The sequence below is a fragment of the Verrucomicrobiales bacterium genome, assembly GCA_016793885.1.
Lineage (GTDB): Bacteria > Verrucomicrobiota > Verrucomicrobiia > Limisphaerales > UBA11320 > UBA11320.
The window spans coordinates 1-19,060 of sequence record JAEUHE010000230.1 but is presented as its reverse complement, the minus strand read 5'-3'; the positions used below and the strand labels follow the sequence as shown (position 1 = coordinate 19,060).

The following is a 19,060-nucleotide window of genomic DNA, read 5'->3' as shown; positions in this document are numbered from 1 at the left end:
TGTGAAAGCCGGGCGCGACTGCAGGTGCGTGGGCTAGCAGGCCCAGGCGGTCGGCAGCATGACCCGGACCCTCTGGATGAGATCCTTCATTCTGAAGGGCTTCGTGATGTAGTCCGACGCCCCCGCCAGCATCCCTTTCCGTCGGTCCAGGTGCGCGCGCATGCCGGTCACCAATAGAATCGGGATGGTGGAAGTTGAGGGAAGCGCCTTTAGCATCTGGCAGACGGTGTAGCCATCCAAGCCCTCCAACTTGACATCCAGCAGAACCAGGTCCGGTAGGGCGATTCTGGCGGCGTTTAACGCCTCCATTCCGTTTCGTGCCACCGTAACCTCGTATCCTTCCTCCACCAGGTTGAAGGAGAGAAGCTCCAACAGATCCTGGTCGTCGTCGACGATCAATACTCGAGTGCTCATGGAGTCGACTCTGGGCCCCGGGTGCGGCAGGACGTTGTCGGGTTTGTAAAAGCGGCGTGACAAAGCCCCTTCGATTCTCGCTTGCGTTCTGCGGGCCTGTAAGGTTTATTGGTGTTGTTCAATGCAAATAGTTTGCAAATTACTCCCTGCGGGTTCCTACCGACGCTGGTGTCTGGTGGGCGGGGTGCTGTTTGCGATGTTGTTCTCCCTGGTGCTTTCGGTCGATCGCGGGTTGCACCGCCAGTTCCACGCCGAAATGGGCGTGGGGCATCATGGCGAGGCGCATCACCACGATGCTCATTCTGGTGATTCGCATTCGGATCCCTGTGATTCGGGAACCTGTTTTGCCTTCAGCCTGGACCAGGGTCTGGTCGAAGCCGCGGCGTGTGCGGAGTGGGTCGCGGTCCTGATTCGCCTAACCCAGCCGGCCGAATTTCCAGCCCCCGCTAAGCCGTTTGTTTCCCTGTTTGCTTTCCTTCTTCCGGACCGTGGTCCCCCGAGTCTTCCCTGCCTTCTTCTGGCTTAAGGCGTCCCGGCAGTCGAGTGAGAAGCGCTTCGCGCGCACTCTCCGTCCTGTGGGTTGGCCTTATCACCTCCTTCGTTTTGTTTAGTTTGCGGGCCAGTCATGCCTGCATTTCCCGAGTGACTCTTTTGATGAGATCTAGGCTCAACCGATCGGCTGCGTTCACGCTGATTGAATTGCTGGTGGTCATTGCGATCATCGCCGTTCTTAGCTCCATGCTTTTGCCCGCACTCAGTTCGAGCAAGGGCAAGGCCAAACAAGCCGCCTGCGCCAGCAACATGCGCCAGATCGGCATCGGCATGCTGATGTATGCCGACGATCACGAGGAGTGGCTACCCACCACCTCGCACCTTTCCGGAACCAACTCATCCTGGATTTTCACTCTGTCCTCCTATTTGGGCGATGTAAACCGGGTGCGAATCTGTCCGGCCGATCCATTTGGCCCGCAACGCTTGGCGCAACGGGGCACCAGTTATGTGATGAATGAATGGACTTCGGTCGACAAGCGGGACCCGTTCGGCCGTCTGGTGGAGAGCTACCGTCGTCTGTCCACTCTGAAGAGTCCGGCCACTACTCCCACGGTTTTTATCGTCTCAGACGAGGCGGGAACGGCCATCACCCAGGACCATACGCATTCGCGCAACTGGTCGAAAGGCTGGCAGACCGTTTTGACCGACATTCAGCCCGACCGGCATCTAACGGGGGCTCCTAGCCCTGATCATTCCAAGGGCATGGCCAACTACCTCTTTGCCGATGGCCATGTTGAAGCCATACCCGCCTCAGTGCTCAAAGCCCGCTTCGATCAGGGGGAGGATTTCTCCAAACCCAAACAGTGATTCCAGTTTCGTCCGCAGTACCTTCCATGAGTAACCATCAACCAGATCAACTCTTCTGTTCTATGAATCGATTCCTTAACTATTCTGTCCTTACCGCCACCAGCCTCGTCTTGGCTGGGCAACAGGCTGTTCTAGCCGATCTCGCGATACTCTCCACCGAACATGTCGACATCGGTGTCGCGTTTGAGGATGGCGCTTGGGATCTGCATCTTCACGATGAAACCAACGATATCGAATATGCGCCAGCAGATGCCATTCTCCAGGTGAACGCCAACGCTCTCACCCAGGTTCCGGCCGACAGTCGTTATTCGTTCCTGGGCAACTCGGGCGCTCCCATTTTTGTTCTTCCTCAGGTGGAAGACCCGAACCTTCTGTTCCTGGGCACGGGCGCGGAAGAGATCGAAAATGGAGCGTTCGTGGGCGATAGCCTGCAGCTGAAACTGACCGCGTTCGAAGGGCCTGGACGGTTCTTTTCCTATCTGGTCAATGGGTTGGACGGCTCTCCTCAGCGGGTCATGGAGGCGGGGGCAGGGGGCGTGGACGCCGACCTTAACAGCTTTACCGTCCTCGCTCTGGGGCATCAGGACTATAACTGGGCTTTTACCGAAGCCGGCACCTATAAACTCACGTTCCAGGCCAGTGGGGACAAAGTGGGCCAGGGGGTCACTACCAGCGAAGGCGTGCAATATACCTTTGTTGTCGTTCCTGAACCCAGCAGCTTGGCGTTGGGCCTGGCTGGATTGGGGGGGCTTCTCTGGCTCCGCTCTCGTCGATCCCCGGGCACCCGCCCGATGGTGTCTTGATGCCTTTCCGACGACGTGTCCTCTGACTCCCATGCGCAGCTTAAAGGTTACCTTCCTATGATCCGACGTGTGATTCATGCGTTTCTGCTCGGCCTGTATCTCGGCAGTGGTGCCGGTGCTGTCACGGCCGCAGGCCGGGTTGTGCTCACCAATGAGCATGCCGACCTCCGTATGCTCTACGAACCGGAACGCACTCCATCTTTGAGGGTGGTCGCACGGGATGAGGATCGTCGGCTGAACCACGAGGCGACCAATGTCGTGTTGCTGGTCCCCGAGGCGGCTCGTTTGGAACTGCCCTCGGGGACCCCGTTTGGCAACGAAGGCGACTCACTGTGGATTCTTCCCCAGAATCAGTTCGCCGACATCCTCTATCTGGGTTTTTCGGCGGAACAGATTCCCGCGGGAGTGTTCGCTGGTCCGCTCGCTTTTCAACTTAAGAAGGTTGTCGGCCCCGGCTCCTTCTTCGCGTGGCAAGCGGCTTCTTTCGGCCAATTCCTTATCAAATTCAATAGCTCAGATGGCGTGAGCGAGGCGGACCGCACGCTTCCGTTGATCGGAAGTCATGAGCATTTCAACTGGGGCTTCTCGGCCCCGGGCGTGTATGCGCTAACTTTCGAAATCGAAGGGAAGCGTCTGAGCGGTGGCGAAACCCTGCGAAGCCTGCCGACAACATTCGTTTTCCATGTGCTGCCTTTGCCCCCAGCCAGTCGATTCGACGACTGGTGGCCGCAGAGTTTCCATCCAGACCTTCCTGAGCCGGTTCGGGGAGAAGAGGGGGATCCCGACGGGGATGCGGTCCCGAACCTTGCCGAGTTTGTGCTGGGGACCGATCCCTGCAGCCCCGACGCTGGAGCGCTCCCCCGGTTCGCGATTGAGCCGCGTGACGGCGAGGAGATGGCGATCCTTCGGTTCCAACGTCGGATCGGTCTGCTGGCGGGCCAGGGGACAGTGGAGGTCGCGGAACAACTGGAGGGCCCGTGGATCCCGGCTTCGGAGGAGATGGAAGCGATCCCGGGCTCCCATGTGGAAAACGTGACCGCGTTCGATGGTGCCCCGGTGGCTGGCCAGGCACAGCGTTTTTTTCGAGTGCGATGGAGGTAGGGTGAAGATGAGAGTGGGCTACCTCGCTCCAAGACGTTTCGCTAGGCATGGGAGCCATATGGAGTGCGGCAGACCTCTGCCGCTTTGGTCTCCCCAGCGGAGCTGGGATTCCCCTCCGGGGGTACATTTCGGGTCGACATCCCGGCCGTCCGCCCGTTTTGATAGAGGCATGTCAACTCAACCGATTCCGGTGACGGTGTTAACGGGTTTCCTCGGCGCGGGGAAAACCACGCTCCTGAATCATATCCTGACGGCCAAGCATGGACGCCGCATCGCGGTGATCGAAAATGAGTTTGGAGAGCTGGGCATCGATAACGAGCTGGTGATCCAGGCCGACGAAGAGATTTTCGAGATGAACAACGGCTGCATCTGCTGCACTGTCCGCGGTGATCTGATTCGGATTCTGAGCAGCCTGGCCAAGCGACGTGATAAATTCGACTATGTTCTAGTGGAGACAACCGGCTTGGCCGACCCCGGACCGGTCGCGCAGACCTTCTTCGTGGATGAGGACGTGAAAGCCGGTTATCGACTGGACGGCATCATCACTTTGGTCGATGCCAAACATGCCTGGCTGCACCTGGAAGAGAGTCGCGAATTTCAGGAACAGATCGCCTTCGCGGACCGCATCCTGATCAATAAGATGGACTTGGTCGGTCCGGCGGACGTGGAGCGACTCGAGCGCCGGATCCGCTCCATCAATCCCTTTGCGCCCCTTCTACGCGTGGAGCGCGCCGCGCTCGACGTGGCCCAGGTGTTGGATGTCCATGCGTTCGATCTGGATGCCAAGCTGGATCTCGATCCTGGCTTTCTCGATGGGGGGACGGATCATTCCCACGCCGATCACACTCACGATCAATCCGTCTCTTCGGTGGGCATCAGTGAATCGCGTCCGGTCGACGACACCAAGCTCAACGAGTGGATGAGTCAGCTCGTTCAGAAGAAAGGCCAGGACATCTTCCGGATGAAAGGCATTTTGAACGTGCTCAACCAGCCCCGTCGGTTTGTGTTTCATGGGGTTCACATGCAGTTCGAGGGGAAGTTGGATCGCGAGTGGAAGAACGATCAGGAGCGTCGAAGCACCCTGATCTTCATCGGCCGCAACTTGGATCGTGTGGAACTCAACGCCGGGTTTCGAGGATGTTTAGTATGAGCGATCCTCACGTTCCCCCCGTTTTGCCCAATCCCTCTCCGGTGAATCTGGGGGATCATGTCCGACACGTGAGTTGGTCTCCGGACAGTCGTCGGGTGGCAATTGCCTTGGGCAATGGCGAGGTCGTGGTGGTTTATGCGAAGGAAGCCGCCGTCGTTCAGCGTTGGCAGGCGCACAAGCTCGCGGCCTTGACCGTGGCTTGGGCTCCTCGCGGGGAGACGATCGCGAGTTCAGGAGAAGACGGTTTCCTCCGTCTGTGGAGCGCGAAGGATGGATCACTCCTTCGAGAGGTTCGCGAGAAAGGCTGGATTGAGCATTTGGCCTGGCAGCCTGATGGGGAGTTGTTGGCCAGCGCTGCAGGCCGCTCGCTCAAGGTATGGAACTCTCAGGGTGCAGTCTCCTTCGAATATAACCAGCACGAGAGTACGATCGCGGCGATGTTGTGGCGTCCGGACGGAAAGGGTTTGGGGACGGCCTGTTTCGGTCGCGTCCAGCTAATCCGCTTGGGGGAGACTAAACCCTACGAGGATCTGAAGTTAAAGACCTCCCATATCTCGTTGGCGTGGAGTCCGAACGGACGTCATGTCGCGGCCGGTTCCCAGGAAAACACCGTCACGTATTGGAAGCTGCCATTCCGCGACAAGGAGCCGCTGCATATGAGCGGCTATGCGTCGAAAGTGCGAGCGCTAGCGTGGGATCGGGAGAGTCGTTTCATGGCGACTGGAGGCGGACCGATGCTCACCGTCTGGGATGTGTCCGGTCCGGGTCCTGCTGGTCGAACACCTCTGCAACTCAAAGGCCACTCTCAGCGCGTGACCCAATTGGGTTTTCAACACCAGGGCGACACCTTGGCCTCGGGCGCGCTGGACGGCAGCGTCTGGTTATGGCTTCCGGCGCGGAGCAGCGGCGGTATGCCGGCGGCGGAGTTAGGCTCCGAGGTGAGTGTGTTGTCTTGGTCGCCCGATGACCGATGGCTCGTCGTGGGCACGGCCGGAGGGCTGTTGCAGATCATCGGGTAGTCACCCCCATCGGTTCGTAGACGCAAGATTCCTCGGGAGATAGGTAGTCTCCCGTCAAAGCGTAGGCGCGAGCGCGCGAGCCGCCGCTGCAGAGGTCCCGATATTCGCAGCTCCCGCACTTGCCTTTGAGTAGATCGAAACGCCTCAGCTCCTGAAAGATGGGGTTCTCACGATAGATCTCAGTCACTGATTGGTTTCGCACGTTGCCGCAGACGACGGGGAGGAAGCCGCTGGGACAAACATTGCCAACGTGGTCTACGAAGCAAAAGCCGTGACCGGAGTTTACCGGCTTGCCGCTCATCATCATCTTGGCGCGGACCCGGGCAATGTCCGGCGCTCCGGCGGCTTCCTTCTGGATGACGAAGCGGCGCAAATGTTGTCCTTCCGTGACCTTAATCACGAAGGGCGCCCGTTTGGAGAGTTGGTAAAGCTTCTCGAACAGCTCCTCAAATTGCTCCGGAGAGCAGCCCTGCAACGCCGAGCCTCGACCCGTCGGGACCAAGAAGAACACTTCCCAAAACACAACCCCCAGTTTTTCGATGAGCTCGGCGATCGCATCAAAGTCCCGGGCATTCCAGGAGCCGAACACGGTGTTGACTTGGAGATTAACCCCTGCCTCTCGAATCCAGCCCGCCGCCTCGATGGCTTTGTCAAAGGTTCCCGGTATGCCGCGAAACGCGTCATGCTTGGCTGCGTTCTCTGCATCTAGGCTCAGAGCGATCTGGTGCACACCCGCTTGTTGGAGCGAGAGAATGCGCTCCCGCGTGAGACGCGACGTGGCGGCCGGGATGGTCCCGACCGTCAGACGACGGGAGTGGGCGTGCCGAATCAAGTCCTCAAGATCATCCCGTTGGAGCGGATCACCGCCGGTAAACACGATGAGAGGCGTGCCCATGGCAGCCACATCATCAATGAGTCTGCAACCCTCCTCGAGAGTCAGTTCCCGAGGATCACGCCAATCGATGGCGGAGGCGCGGCAATGCTGGCACGCCAGTGCGCACGCTCGGCTGACTTCCCAAATCAAGAGCAACGGCGCCTGTTGATAGTCTACTTTAAAATGCATACGCAGTGATGCCTTGGTCGGTTGCATTTAGTACCGCACCGCCAGACTCGGATTATGGAAAAGCTTGTGAGAGCGTACGACTACACCGATCTTGTCGAAAATCAGGATTCCGTTTCCCCTCAGACATCGCGTCCATTGCGTCCTTTGCTTCGCGGTTCAACTTCCTCCCCAGCCGGAATGGAAAGGGGGGACCGGTTTTTTGAACCGCGATGGACGCAAGGGACGCGATGGGAAAATCGGAGGGAGATGGAATTTAGGTCCAATCTCTCGGAGTTTGGTCAAGGAATGTCCAAGTCTCGCCCCCTGCACTAAGCCATGACCCCGGAGCTCCTTTAGCCGCAAGAAACGAAAAATGACGAAAGAATGACGACCCCGGGAAATCATACCCCCCTGAATCCGTCTGCTTCTTTCGTCTTTTTTCGGTTTTTGCGGCTAATGCGGCTAATGCGGCTAATGCGGCTAATGCGGCTAATGCGGCAGTCCCTGCTGAACAGCCTCATCGGTTTTGGTCAACAGATCTCTTCTCTCGCCTTCGCATACCCGAACGTTGCGGTTCAACAGCCGTGAGAAGTGTTCCCGAGAACTCGGCCCGTAAGTCATGGATTTTTCGACGTCGTCCGTGCTAGGCTGCAGCTGTGCCCCGAGTCCGATTCAACCTGAAGTCCATTTTGCATCCACGCAGGCTGTGGCTCTGTCGCCTCAGACTGCTCCTGGGCTTGTTCGGACTGGGCACGCCCCTGCTTATTGCGGCTCCGCCGGACTGGCGCCGTTTCACTTTTCAAAGCTGGCACACGGATGACGGACTCCCTCAAAACCACAGCACCAGCATCGTTCAGACTCGGGACGGGTATCTCTGGTTCGGTACCTACAGCGGTTTGGCTAGGTTCGATGGGGTTCAGTTTCGCGTTTTCAATGCCGGCAACACCCCGGGCATGGTGAGCAGCCGGATCACTAGTCTGTTTGAAGATCGGCGCGGCGTGCTCTGGGTGGGCCATGATGCGGGCGAGCTTACCCGATTCCAGGAAGGACGGTTTGAGGCGGTTCGATTGAAGGGCAACCCTCTCGGCGGAGCGATCCTCTCCATCTGCGACGACGAGTCAGGCCAGGTCTGGGTCTTGCATCCGGAGGGGACCCTGACTCGCGTGGAGGATGGACGGGTAGTCTCGGTGGAACAGAGGACCAAAACTCCGACCTCGCTTTCGTTGGCCAAGGATGCGCAGGGGGCGCTCTGGCGAGTTTATGGGGGTAAGCTGACTCCGGCCAACCCGACGACCGCTTCCGTTCCCTCCCTCGATTGCTACGTGGTGCGGGCCTGCAGTCGGCGCGCGGGTGGATTGTGGGTGGCCTGTTCGGACCTGGTTCAATCCTGGGATCCCACTTCCGGATTGCAGGTTTGGGGGAAGGGCCCATGGGGCGATGATTTCGTGACGGCCATGCTTGAGAATCGAGCCGGTTACCTTTGGGTGGGAACGCAATCGGGCGGTGTTTACGTGTTGCGCTCGGATGGATCGGTCGCGCATTTCACCCGAACCAATGGTCTTCCTCATGATTGGGTGCGCAGCCTGGGAGAGGACAGCGAGGGTAATGTTTGGATTGGCACGGGCGGCGGTGTGTGCGCTGCTCGTGAACGTATTGTAACCATGGCTGCCTCCTCGGAACTGTTGCGCGGCCGGACGGTGCTCACCTTGCAGGCTGCGCGCGATGGCAGTGTGTGGATGGGCACCGAGGGGGCGGGTGTGTTTCGGGAGGAGCAGACGGGGTGGCGCCGTTATGCGGAGGCGGAGGGGTTGAGCAATCCTTTTGTATGGTCGATTGTTGAGGATCCCCAGGGAGAGGTCTGGGCAGGAACGTGGGCCGGTGGGTTGTTTCGTTGGACCGGGTCTGGTTTCTCGATTGTGGATGCCCTTCGAGATGAGGGATACCCGCCGGTCACCAGTCTGTTCGTATCGCCCCAGGGCGGGCTCTGGATGGGCACGCAGAAGGGCGTGCGGTATTGGAAGGCCGGGGAAGTGCGGAAGTTCGCTGAGAACTGGGAGCGGTCGGACGTTCGGGCTTTGGTGGAGGCTCCGGGAGGTGAGGTCTGGTTCGGGATGTCCGGAGGCGGGTTGGGTAGGTTGAATCGCGATGGCACCACGTCGGTTTGGCGGCAACGTGACGGTTTGCCGAGCGACTATGTCTGGTCTCTGCTGTTGGACTCGGAGGATTCCGACATCCTCTGGATTGGAACCTTTGGCGGTGGGTTGTGTCGGCTGCGCTCGGGCAAGATTTCGGTGATCGGAGAAAAACAGGGGCTTCCCAACAGTGTGCTCACCCACTTGGTAGAGGATGGCCGGGGCTATCTCTGGTGCGGCTCCTACGGGGGGATTCTGCGTGCCTCTAAACAGGATCTCAAGTTGTGCGCGGAAGGACAGGTCAAGACCGTTTCGTTTCACGTGTATGGCAAGGCCGATGGTCTGGCTTCGGTGGAATGCTCGGGAGGGTTGCAGCCGGCGGGTACGCGAACGAAGGATGGGCGCCTTTGGTTTTCCACCACCAAAGGGCCGGCGGTGATCGATCCCGCATCCCTGCCCACCAACTCCGTGGTCCCGCGGGTGATCGTGGAGGAGTTGTTGATTGATGGCGAACCGCGGGGGAAAGATCTTCTGAACCGAACCGCGGACTGGAGAGTCCAGGGGCCAACCACGATCGTCGTGGAGCCGGGCGAGCACCGTTTCCAGTTTCAGTACACCGCCCCCTCCTTTGCCGCCCCAGATCGGATCCAGTTTCGCTATCGATTGGAGGGCATCGAGGCCGACTGGGTGAATGTGGGAAACAAGAGGGTGGCCAACTATTCGTTCCTGGTTCCGGGCGAGTATATTTTCTGGGTGGCGGCCAGCCAGGCGGAAGGACATTGGAGCGAGTTGCCGGCCGCGGTCCGGCTCCTGGTGCTCCCGCACTGGTGGGAACGATGGTGGGCTCGAGTGGTTGCCATTCTGCTGGCCGGTGTAACCGTGGGATGGGGGATGTATGCGTACGCGCGGCAGAAGTACCGGTTGCGCCTGGAACGATCGGAGCAACAGCGCGCCATCGAACGCGAGCGCGCTCGGATCGCCAAGGATATCCACGATGACTTGGGCGCGAGTCTGACGCGCATCACCCTGCTGAGCCAGGCTGCTCGAGCGGATCTGGATCGACCGGAGGTCGCGGCGATCGACATCGATCGGATCTATTCCACCGCGCATGAGCTGACCCGGGCGATGGATGAAATCGTCTGGGCGGTCAATCCGGCTCACGACACGCTGGAGAGCTTGGTGAACTACCTTGGCCAGTTCGCACAGCAGTTCCTGCAGGATGCGGGGGTCCGTTGCCGGTTGGATGTGCCGCTCAGCCTGCCCGCGGTTCGACTATCGGCTGAGATCAGGCACCATGTATTCCTGGCCTTCAAAGAAGCGCTGAATAACGTTGTGAAGCATGCCGGCGCTTCCGAAGTTCGGATCACCTTGGAAATGCAGGAGCGTCGGATTTCGCTGGGTGTCGAGGACAATGGCCAGGGGTTTTCGTGGTCCGAGGAAGGAGCCACCGGGGAGGGTGCGACGCTGGGCGGGGCCACCACCCAGAATGGACTTGGCAACATGAAGCAGCGGTTGCGGGAAATCGGCGGGCAATGCCTCATTGAGAGCCAGGTGGGCCAGGGCACCCGCGTTGTGTTCCGGGTTGAACATCCGACCATCGTGGACTAGAGCCCTGCGGCGCTCGTGTCATCCAAATTCATGACAATCCAAGCCCACATTCCCTAGGTAGGATGATGATCTCTTGAGAATCGATGTTGCCATTGTTGAGGACGATGCACCGTCTCGCCAGATCCTGGCGGGATGGCTGAGTCGTACGGAGGGCTTTGCCTGCGTCGGTGAGCATTCCAGCGCCGAGAGCGCTTTGGACGCGCTTCCGGGCCTGACCCCCAAGGTGGTGCTCATGGACATCAACCTGCCCCGGATGAGTGGCATTGAATGTATCCGACGGCTCAAGCCCCAACTTCCCAGCACCCAGTTCATGGTGCTGACGGTTTACGAGGATTCAGATCATATTTTTGAGGCGATGGCGGCAGGAGCGACCGGGTACCTATTGAAGCGGACGTCGCGAGAAGAACTATTGGCCGCCGTGACAGAGATCGCTGCGGGCGGATCTCCGATGACGAGCAACATCGCCCGCAAGGTGGTGCAATCCTTTCAGCCGAGCGCAGTGCAGACGCCGGAGCCGGACATTCTTTCACCCCGGGAGCGGGAGGTCCTCAACTTTCTAGCCAGGGGTTACCTTTACAAGGAAATCGCCGAGGCAATCGGGATCAGCCTGCCCACCGTCAACACCTACGTGCGCCGGATCTACGAGAAGCTGCACGTCCAGTCACGAGCCCAAGCCGTCGCACGGCTGACGCAACAGCCAACCCCGCCTGGAAAGGAGTGAGTGGCTGGGGGGATTGGGCGTGGTATGGAGTCCGGCAAGACTCTCTTACCCTGACCCCTAAATCTCAACGCTAGACCCGAGGTGAGGTTGGCAACCCTCATCGCGGCGGAGAACCCGCGGGGTTCAAAGAGATTAGCCGGGGCGTGGAGAGCAGCGACACCCCCGGTCTGTCGGCCCCCTAATAGACAGCACCCTGAAAGGCGTGCCACCCTTCGGCGAACGGACTGACGAACTGATTAGGTTGTTCGAGGAGGGGTGACGCACGTTTGGGAAGCTGGTGGCATCGCTGCGCGATGCTCCGTATTTTAACAGTTCCGGGGGTGCGAGCACCCCCGGCTAAATCTCTTTGAACCCTGCGGGTTCGGGCCTTGCCGACAAAGTGAGACACGACGGTTTTGCCCAGCTTGTCTAGTCCGCCTTTTTGGAGGTAACGATGAGGTCTACCGCACTCCAAAGTCGCCCTTCCTACGGCTTGATCGCTCGCAGGAAGAGCGGCTCCGCGCCGGGCGGTTGCACCGGTATATCCAACTCCGTCAAGGGTGCGCTGAGGACCAGTTGGCGGAAGAGCGTCCACGGTTCGCCCGACTCCAGCCCTCGGTTTGCCTCGATCCGGACGGTATCCCCGATCCGGCCATGAATGCGGAGCTTTCCGACAATGCCATCCACGCTGAGCACCGGCTGGCTGCCGATAATCACGATCAAACCATTCTCCACACTCGGTGACAGGAGCGGCTCCCCGTTGGACCGCACACCCTGAAGGTTCACTGGGCGAAGGGCGATGCTCGCGGAGCTCGGCCCCGCGAGCGCTTTGAAGTCCAGCCGTGCGATATCCGCATCTCCGCTGAGCACCTGTCCGGCGGCGGCGGCGATTCGGACTTCGTAGTGAGTGGCATCCAAAGGCTGCAGCGAAAGGTTTCCTAACGCTGACGAGAGGGGGACAAGGTTTAGGTCAGTGAGAACTCCAGGCGGTAATTCGAGATAGAACGCCAGTTCCGAGAGATCGATTCCGGACTTCACTCGCAGAGCAATCCCGCCTGCTTCTCCCGTGCGAAGGAACACTTCCCCTAGCTTCAGGCTGAAGTCACCCTGTGTATCTCGAACCGCCACGGCGAACGATCGCTCCACCGCCACAGCCCCATCGGAAACCTGGATGACAATCCGATTCGTTCGGGGGCCGTCCAGCTCGGTCGTTTGCCATCGCAGGGCGCCGGTGAAGGGATCGATCGACATGGTGGTCGGCGCGCCCGCTGCCAAGGCAAAGCGAAGCGACTGGGCAGGGAGATCCGGATCTGAGGCCGCCGGCGTCAAGTCCAGTAGATCGCCTTCGTTCAGCACCACGTCCGACAGAGGTTCCAGGTTGGGGGGGCTGTTTACCTCGCGAATGGTGATCCGGAAGGTTCTAACATCGGACAGCACGGGCGATCCGCTGTCATGAACTCGAACGCTGACCAGTGCCGTTGACGGACCGTTACCTTCGCCCGTTAACCAGCGAAGCTGACCGCTTTCCGAATCGATAACCAGTCCGGCTGGAGCATTCTCGTCGACCGAGAATGTCAGTCGGTCCAGCGGTAGATCGCTGTCCTGGGCCTGAACCTGCAGGCTGAGCAGGCTGCCTTCATTCAGCACCTGATCGGGAATCGCGGCCAGGAGCGGACGAGAGTTGCCCAGTCCGACCGTCGTGAACGTATCGGCGGTTCCGGGCGCTGCCTCGACGTTGTTCGACAGATCGGTAGCCACGGTGTAGAACGCATAGTGATGACCGTTCGTGCCGGGGAAGAGAGCCCCGGTCAGCGGAGTGCGTCGCAACCAGGCTTCGTAGGGGCCTCGATCGACGGCCACAAAGACGTCGTAAAACGCGATCCCACTGCCGCCTGGATTGTCGCCACCGAACCATTGCAACGGAATCTGCGATCGGCTCGTCTCAGGGAGCCGGATCATGCCGCTGGTTGGAGCGGTGGTGTCGGTATCCGCCAGAGAGGCATAGGTCAGGGTGTACCGCAGGGAGCCAGCCAGGGTGACGTGATCGAAGAGATGAACGCTGTGCTCGTAGCGCGGACGGCGTCCGCCCGCAATGAACGTTCGGTCTCGTGTCCAGGCGTTCTCACCCAGCCGCAGATCCGCTCCGCTGGCTCGTTGCACGCGCACCAGCCGATACTGGCCCTGGGAGGGATCGAGGAATCGCAGATAGTTCCAGCCGGTCTGAGTCGCGTTGACCGTCACTTCAACCTGGAGATCTCCCGCGGTGGGCGCGCCGTCGGCGACGGCCGTGCGAATGACCGAGACTGAGTTGGTTGTGCCGTTGCTCAAATACAGCCGATCAGGAAGAAACTCATCGTCCTGAACATCGTTGACCAAATAGTCAGGGTTGCCGTCATCCAGAACCGTGGGGCCTTCGGCCCGCACGATGTGAGTGAGCTCGTGGATGGACACGGCTTCGATGGTCGATAGCTCGGGCAGGCCCTTAAGCGGCCCGATGTTCTCAAACGTTGCTGAGTAGCCGATGAACTGACCCTGCAAGGACGAGGTAAAGAGCCATCGTCCTGACTTGATCTGCTGGGGAGCAATCTCACCGAACTCGACGGTGAGCGATGGGCTGACCGGCTCTCCGGCCACTTCCGAGGCAATCAGGTCAAAGTCGATCAAGAGTCCCTTCTCGTTCTCGATGATCTCCGGTCGTCCGGAGATGATCTTCACTCCCTGAGCCGGGCCGAAGCCCACGTTTTTCGCCATCACGGCCAGGGAATACGGAATCGCCGGTTCGATGGCATCGGTGAACGGATCATCGCTGAGCACATCCCGCTCGTGGAAGTAGGTCAGCTCCAATCGGGGCGTGGGATGGACGGTGATCGGGGCCGGGCTGAGCGGAACGCGGACGGTTCGCCCTTCCTGCAGGTAGGAGAAATAGCCCCCAATGTAGTAGACGACGGGGTTGGGCGAGGGGACGGCGTTGTGGCCTGGTACCAGGAGCCACCGAGCGGATCCGATGGTTTGAGACGGCACGATGCCACTGCCATCGACGGCGTTGAGGCCCGTGAGTTCAGGCGTCAGGATGCCGAACAGGGAAGTGGCCACCTCACCCGTTTGCGCCAGGACCTGCAGTTCCACCTTGAGGCCGGTCAGGGGTTCGGGGGAGTTGTTCTCCAACTCCAGGCTCGCCTGAAAAGCCTCGCGGGTCGTCACCGCGTCCTGGGTCAGCCGCAACCGCACTCGAGCGCATACCCCTCCGGAGCCTTCCTCCAGGTTCTGGATGAGGTTCTGAATGGCGACCCGGAAGCCGCCGGTGAGATCGGCTCCGTGACCGGCCGCCTGGAGTTCGTCGATGGCTTGAGCGGCGAGTGCGAACTTGGCGGCCAGCACATCCGCTGCCAGAAAGTCGGGATTCTCTCCGGCAGGCAGTGCCGCGAGCGTGGCGATTCCCCGACGATTGTAGTCCACGGTTCGATTCCATCGATCCAGGAATTGTTCAATGGTCGACTGCTGGAGCAGTTCCGGACGCGAACCGGATAGTAGGGCCGCACGCTCGGCCGGTGTAAGCCGCTGACCATCGGGGCTGTCGGCCCGGCTTGCTGCCGCGAGTTGGTTGGCGAACGCGATAAAGTTCGTTCCCAGTTGCGGATGAATCCAGGCAGGATCACCGAAGAGCGCCCCATAAGCATTCAGGATGGCCCGTAGCCGAGCGGTTTCCACCGCGACGGCCGCCTGTCCGGGAAAGAAGGTTGGATCCGTGCCGGCCAGAGAGGCACCGGCGGGTGCGACGCCAGCTGTCGGTTTGCAGGCATTGGCGATGCCATCACCCAAACCGGCCAGCCCGGCGATGAGTCCAGCTACGCCGAGGGGCACGGCCAGCTCACTCGCTCCGACTGCGACGGCCACCACCGCACCGCAACTGATGCCCGCGCTGATGCAATCGATCAGCACCGACTGCGTGCTGCAGGTTCCATTCGTCGAACAGGTAGCGACATCTTGGTAACACTTGGCACCATCTTTGAGACAGATCAGCGGCGGGCCGGCGGCGGGTGAAACCACCGGAATCAGCCCCGAGATGCCGTAATCGAGCAAGGCTCCCGCCACATTGTTGGCGCAGGGGTCGCAGGGCACCGGCATGCACTGACAGATCGGAGGACTGAACGCACCGCTGCCGGCGCTGTCTCCTCCGAAGAAGGGCGGCAGGTAGCGTCCTCCATCCCCGACGCAGGCTCCGGGGATCACCAGGGGTATGCAGTAATTGTTGGTCACCTTGCCGCAGACCAAGGTCCAACAGGCTTGACCGCCGAGCCCACAGTCTCCCCCGGACGATCCGTCGGCCAGGCTGGGCAGTGGCGCAGGCGCGGAGAGTCTTTCAATCACCAGCGGAACGGACACGCTCGAACGGGCTTCGAGGGCGCCCAGTTGCGTCTGCAGCGGAGTGAATTTCCATCGCGAGTTGCTCGTGAAATTCAACTTCATGTCCTGAGCGGCCACCAATCCGTGATTGGTGATGAGCAGCTCGATCTCGGTTCGGTCGCTTTGAATATCTTGAAGATCAATCAGATTTGGCTCGAGTGTGATGACCGGTAGCGGGACGACGGTTTCGAAGATGGTCTCGAGGGTAATGCGGGTTCGATCCTCGATCGTGGTGGGGCGCACCGTGAATTCGTAACGCACCGTCTCATAGGTCAGGAAGGGTTGGATTGAGTTTTCCTGGCCGGCAACCAAGAGGGTCGTTCCCCGATACGTGCTGTGCTTCGAAGCGGTGACCTCGACATCGTAATAGCCCTCGCGGAGGCCTTGGAACTGGGCGCGGCCCTGGGCATCGGTGACCTGGTTGGTCACGACGGTAAGGCTGCCCTGCTGACGCAGGATCACGTTCGCTCCCGACACTTTCGGTGACCCATCGGCGTAGTAGGTGAGTTCATCGACCACCTCGACGGTTAGGCTTCCCAGAAGATCGGATGTCGCGGTGAATCGATAGGGGAGAGTTGTGGAAGTTGTCCCGTCGGTGAGAATCAGCGTTCCCTGATGGTCGCCCAGGGGCAGGGAGGCGTCCGGTTGGAGGAGGAGCCCGACCGCGGCCGAACCTCCCGCGGGAATGGAAGCCAAGGGCAGACGATTGGCAACGCTCATCCATCCCACGGATGGCAACAAGATCTGGACCGGACCACTGGCATTGGCTCCGGTGTTTCGAACGTCGAACTCGATCACCCTCTGTTGGCCACGCAGCATGCTCCCATTGAGGGGGGAAGGCACAGCCACAAGCTTGGACGCCAGCGGACTGACCTCGATGAGCAAGGTCGTTTCGGCGATGGCACCCTCCGCCGTCCGGATTCGGAGCGTGGTGCGGGCCGCATATCCCACCGGCGAGGTCGAGCGCACCTCTAGGGGTACCGTGATTTCTTGGTCACCAGCCAAGCTCGACGGAGGTCGCACGGTGACTGTTAGAGGGGCGTCTTCAGGAAGCCCCAGGAGTTCGGCCTTAAGCCCTTGCAGGGTCTCTTGGCTGCGATTCTTGAGCTTGAGATCGAAGGTTTGGCTGCCGTTCGCGGGGAGCGCGATGGTCGTTTCCCTCGGATTGAGGGATATTCCCAACAGCTTGAACTGATCCTGAGCGGGAACATCGGCCAAACCGGGATGGCCAGCGCCCACGGTGTAGTTTCCCGCCTCTCCCAGAAGCGGCCGAAATAGGGTGACGAACTGTCCGGCGGAATCGGTCGTCACGGACAATCGGCGGGTTGTGGCTCGCACTTGGATGTGCAGGGTCACCGGGACGTTCACCGCTGGTGATCCGTCCGGCTTGGTGGCGCTGCCGCGCAGCGGCAGGACGGTCCCACTCAGTCCGATTTCGAGATCACTCGAGACCACGGCATTGTATTCGGGTCCAATCGTGATCGGCCCCAGCCGCTGGAGGTTGTTCTCCTCGTTCGATTCCTGCACCGCCTCGGTCGCATCGACCCGGGCAAACAGATAGTAGGTGCCGGGTGCGGTGGGCCAAGTGAACCGCGTGTTACGACTGATGAGTTGTCCTGGGCTCAGCGGTCCATTGGAAGGAAAGAGGCCCAGCAGCGTATCGTCGGGATCGAGGACGGCGTCGGTCGAGAGCCAGACCCGCTGTTCCCACTTTCCTGCGAGGGTGGTGCTGCCGACATTTTTCTCCTCGCTGACCACATTGAAGGAGGCTCCACTGGATCCCGTGAGCGGAGCGCTGAATTTGGAGAACGTCAGATCACCGGCGGCGACGACGCCGACGGAGAAGGAAGCCAAGGTTGACTGGCCCAGCGCGTCGCGAACTCGGATCGTGAAGGCATTGTCGCCGAACACTCCGATAGGAACGAGCCAGCGGACTTTTCCCGAGGTGGGATGGACGGTTGCGCCGCTGGGCCCCGTCACCAGCTCAAATCGGAGCGGGTATCCCTGGGGGCTGGAGGCGGAGGCTATGACTGTGAGGTCCAGGCTGGATCCTTCATTGAGCACCCGATTCGCGATCGTGGGAACCAGCGGCGCTTGCAGCGGCCAGACCACAAACGAATAGGTATCGGTCGTGTCGAGAACTCCGTAGACCGTGAGGGTGTAGATCCCGGTTGCCGGGAGGGTAACCTTGCCGATATCGCCTCCCGAGTTGCATTGATCGATAGCCGCGAATAGGTCATCGAAAACTCGGATTCCCTGAGGATTCCGCAGTTGCCAGCGCAGGCCGGAAGAACAGCCTAACCCGGTTAACTCGTCAAAAAAGAACGATTGGCCCGCGGTTGCGGTGAAGGTGTAGGTGTCGGTGGCTCCGGGGGATTCAATGTTGCCGGCACCGGCTGTGGGAGATCCGTTGGTCACGGCTTGACCCAGGTTCAGCGCGAACTGCTGCGGAACCACGGGCACGATTCGGAAGGCATACGGTGTCGTGAAATCCAGGACTCCATAGACGGTGACGGTGTAGCTGCCGGCATTGGTAAGCGTGACAAGGCCGACGTCGGAACCCGAGTTGCACTGGTCCACCGCTGCGAAGATTTGGTCGAACACCTGAACGCCCTGTGGGTTGACCACACGCCAACGCAGTTGCGGGTTGCAACCTAAACCAGTTTGTTCATCGAAGTAAACCATCTGACCCGCGGTTGCCGTGAAGGTGTAGGAATCAGTTGCTCCGGGGGATTCGATGTTGCCGGCGCCGACGGCGGGAAACCCGTTGGTCACGGTTTGACCGAGGTTGAGTGCGAACTGCTGGGGAACCACGGGCACGATCTGGAAAGCATACGGTGTCGTGAAGTCCAGGACCCCGTAGACAGTGAGGGAATAGGTGCCGGCATTCGTGAGCGTGACGATGCCGACATCGGGCCCCGATCCACACTGATCGAAAGCCGCGAAGACCTGGTCGAACACCTGGCCACCTTGCGGGTTGACCAGGCGCCAACGCAGGAATGGGTTGCAGCCGAACCCGGTCATTTCATCGAAGTAGACAGTCTGACCGGCGGTTGCGGTGAAGGTGTAGGTGTCGGTGGCTCCTGGAGATTCGATGTTGCCGGCGCCGGCGGCGGGAACCCCGTTGGTCACGGTTTGACCGAGGTTGAGTGCGAACTGCTGGGGAACCACGGGCACGATCTGGAAAGCATACGGTGTCGTGAAGTCCAGGATCCCGTAGACAGTGAGTGAATAGGTGCCGGCGTTCGTGAGCGTGACGATGCCGACGTCGGGCCCCGATCCACACTGATCGACGGCCGCGAAGACCTGGTCGAACACCTGCCCGCCT

Annotated in this window: 11 protein-coding genes; 8 read left to right on the top strand and 3 right to left on the bottom strand. The window is 60.3% G+C overall.

Annotated features, from left to right (window positions below):
- Positions 1-33: 33 nt before the first annotated feature.
- On the bottom strand, positions 34-414 hold the full coding sequence (locus tag JNN07_25050; protein MBL9171024.1) for a response regulator: 381 nt from the start codon (positions 412-414) through the stop codon (positions 34-36).
- A 121-nt stretch (positions 415-535) separates the two neighbouring features.
- Between JNN07_25050 and JNN07_25045 the strand changes: the two genes are divergently transcribed.
- The 6 genes from JNN07_25045 (at position 536) to JNN07_25020 (ending at position 5,846) form a co-directional block, all read left to right on the top strand.
- Positions 536-940 carry a hypothetical protein gene (locus JNN07_25045; protein ID MBL9171023.1) on the top strand — a complete coding sequence of 135 codons (405 nt, stop codon included), beginning with the start codon at positions 536-538 and terminating at the stop codon, positions 938-940.
- Between the two features lie 128 nt (positions 941-1,068).
- Complete coding sequence (locus tag JNN07_25040; protein MBL9171022.1) at positions 1,069-1,773, top strand: prepilin-type N-terminal cleavage/methylation domain-containing protein; 705 nt, start codon at positions 1,069-1,071, stop codon at positions 1,771-1,773.
- A gap of 62 nt (positions 1,774-1,835) precedes the next feature.
- Complete coding sequence (locus JNN07_25035) at positions 1,836-2,576, top strand: choice-of-anchor M domain-containing protein (GenBank protein MBL9171021.1); 741 nt, start codon at positions 1,836-1,838, stop codon at positions 2,574-2,576.
- 57 nt (positions 2,577-2,633) lie between these two features.
- Entirely contained in the window at positions 2,634-3,677 is a 1,044-nt protein-coding gene (locus JNN07_25030) for a choice-of-anchor M domain-containing protein (protein ID MBL9171020.1), read from the top strand.
- 169 nt (positions 3,678-3,846) lie between these two features.
- Positions 3,847-4,827, top strand: a complete 981-nt coding sequence (locus JNN07_25025) for a GTP-binding protein (GenBank protein MBL9171019.1) — start codon at positions 3,847-3,849, stop codon at positions 4,825-4,827.
- The gene (locus JNN07_25020) at positions 4,824-5,846 is read left to right on the top strand and encodes a hypothetical protein (protein MBL9171018.1); all 1,023 of its coding nucleotides are present in this window, start codon (positions 4,824-4,826) and stop codon (positions 5,844-5,846) included. The genes JNN07_25025 and JNN07_25020 overlap by 4 nt, the downstream gene beginning before the upstream one ends.
- Here the strand turns inward: JNN07_25020 and JNN07_25015 are convergent.
- On the bottom strand, positions 5,836-6,909 hold the full coding sequence (locus tag JNN07_25015; GenBank protein ID MBL9171017.1) for a TIGR04053 family radical SAM/SPASM domain-containing protein: 1,074 nt from the start codon (positions 6,907-6,909) through the stop codon (positions 5,836-5,838). The two genes, JNN07_25020 and JNN07_25015, sit on opposite strands and share 11 nt — an antisense overlap.
- Before the next feature lie 635 nt (positions 6,910-7,544).
- On the opposite strand from JNN07_25015, the gene JNN07_25010 reads away from it, so the two are divergent.
- The gene (locus tag JNN07_25010) at positions 7,545-10,628 is read left to right on the top strand and encodes a hypothetical protein (GenBank protein ID MBL9171016.1); all 3,084 of its coding nucleotides are present in this window, start codon (positions 7,545-7,547) and stop codon (positions 10,626-10,628) included.
- Positions 10,629-10,701: 73 nt separating this feature from the next.
- On the top strand, positions 10,702-11,349 hold the full coding sequence (locus JNN07_25005) for a response regulator transcription factor (protein MBL9171015.1): 648 nt from the start codon (positions 10,702-10,704) through the stop codon (positions 11,347-11,349).
- A 465-nt stretch (positions 11,350-11,814) separates the two neighbouring features.
- Here JNN07_25005 and JNN07_25000 read toward each other — a convergent pair.
- Positions 11,815-19,060, bottom strand: a 7,246-nt coding sequence (locus JNN07_25000; GenBank protein MBL9171014.1) for a hypothetical protein, incomplete at its 5' end; no start/stop codon positions are given.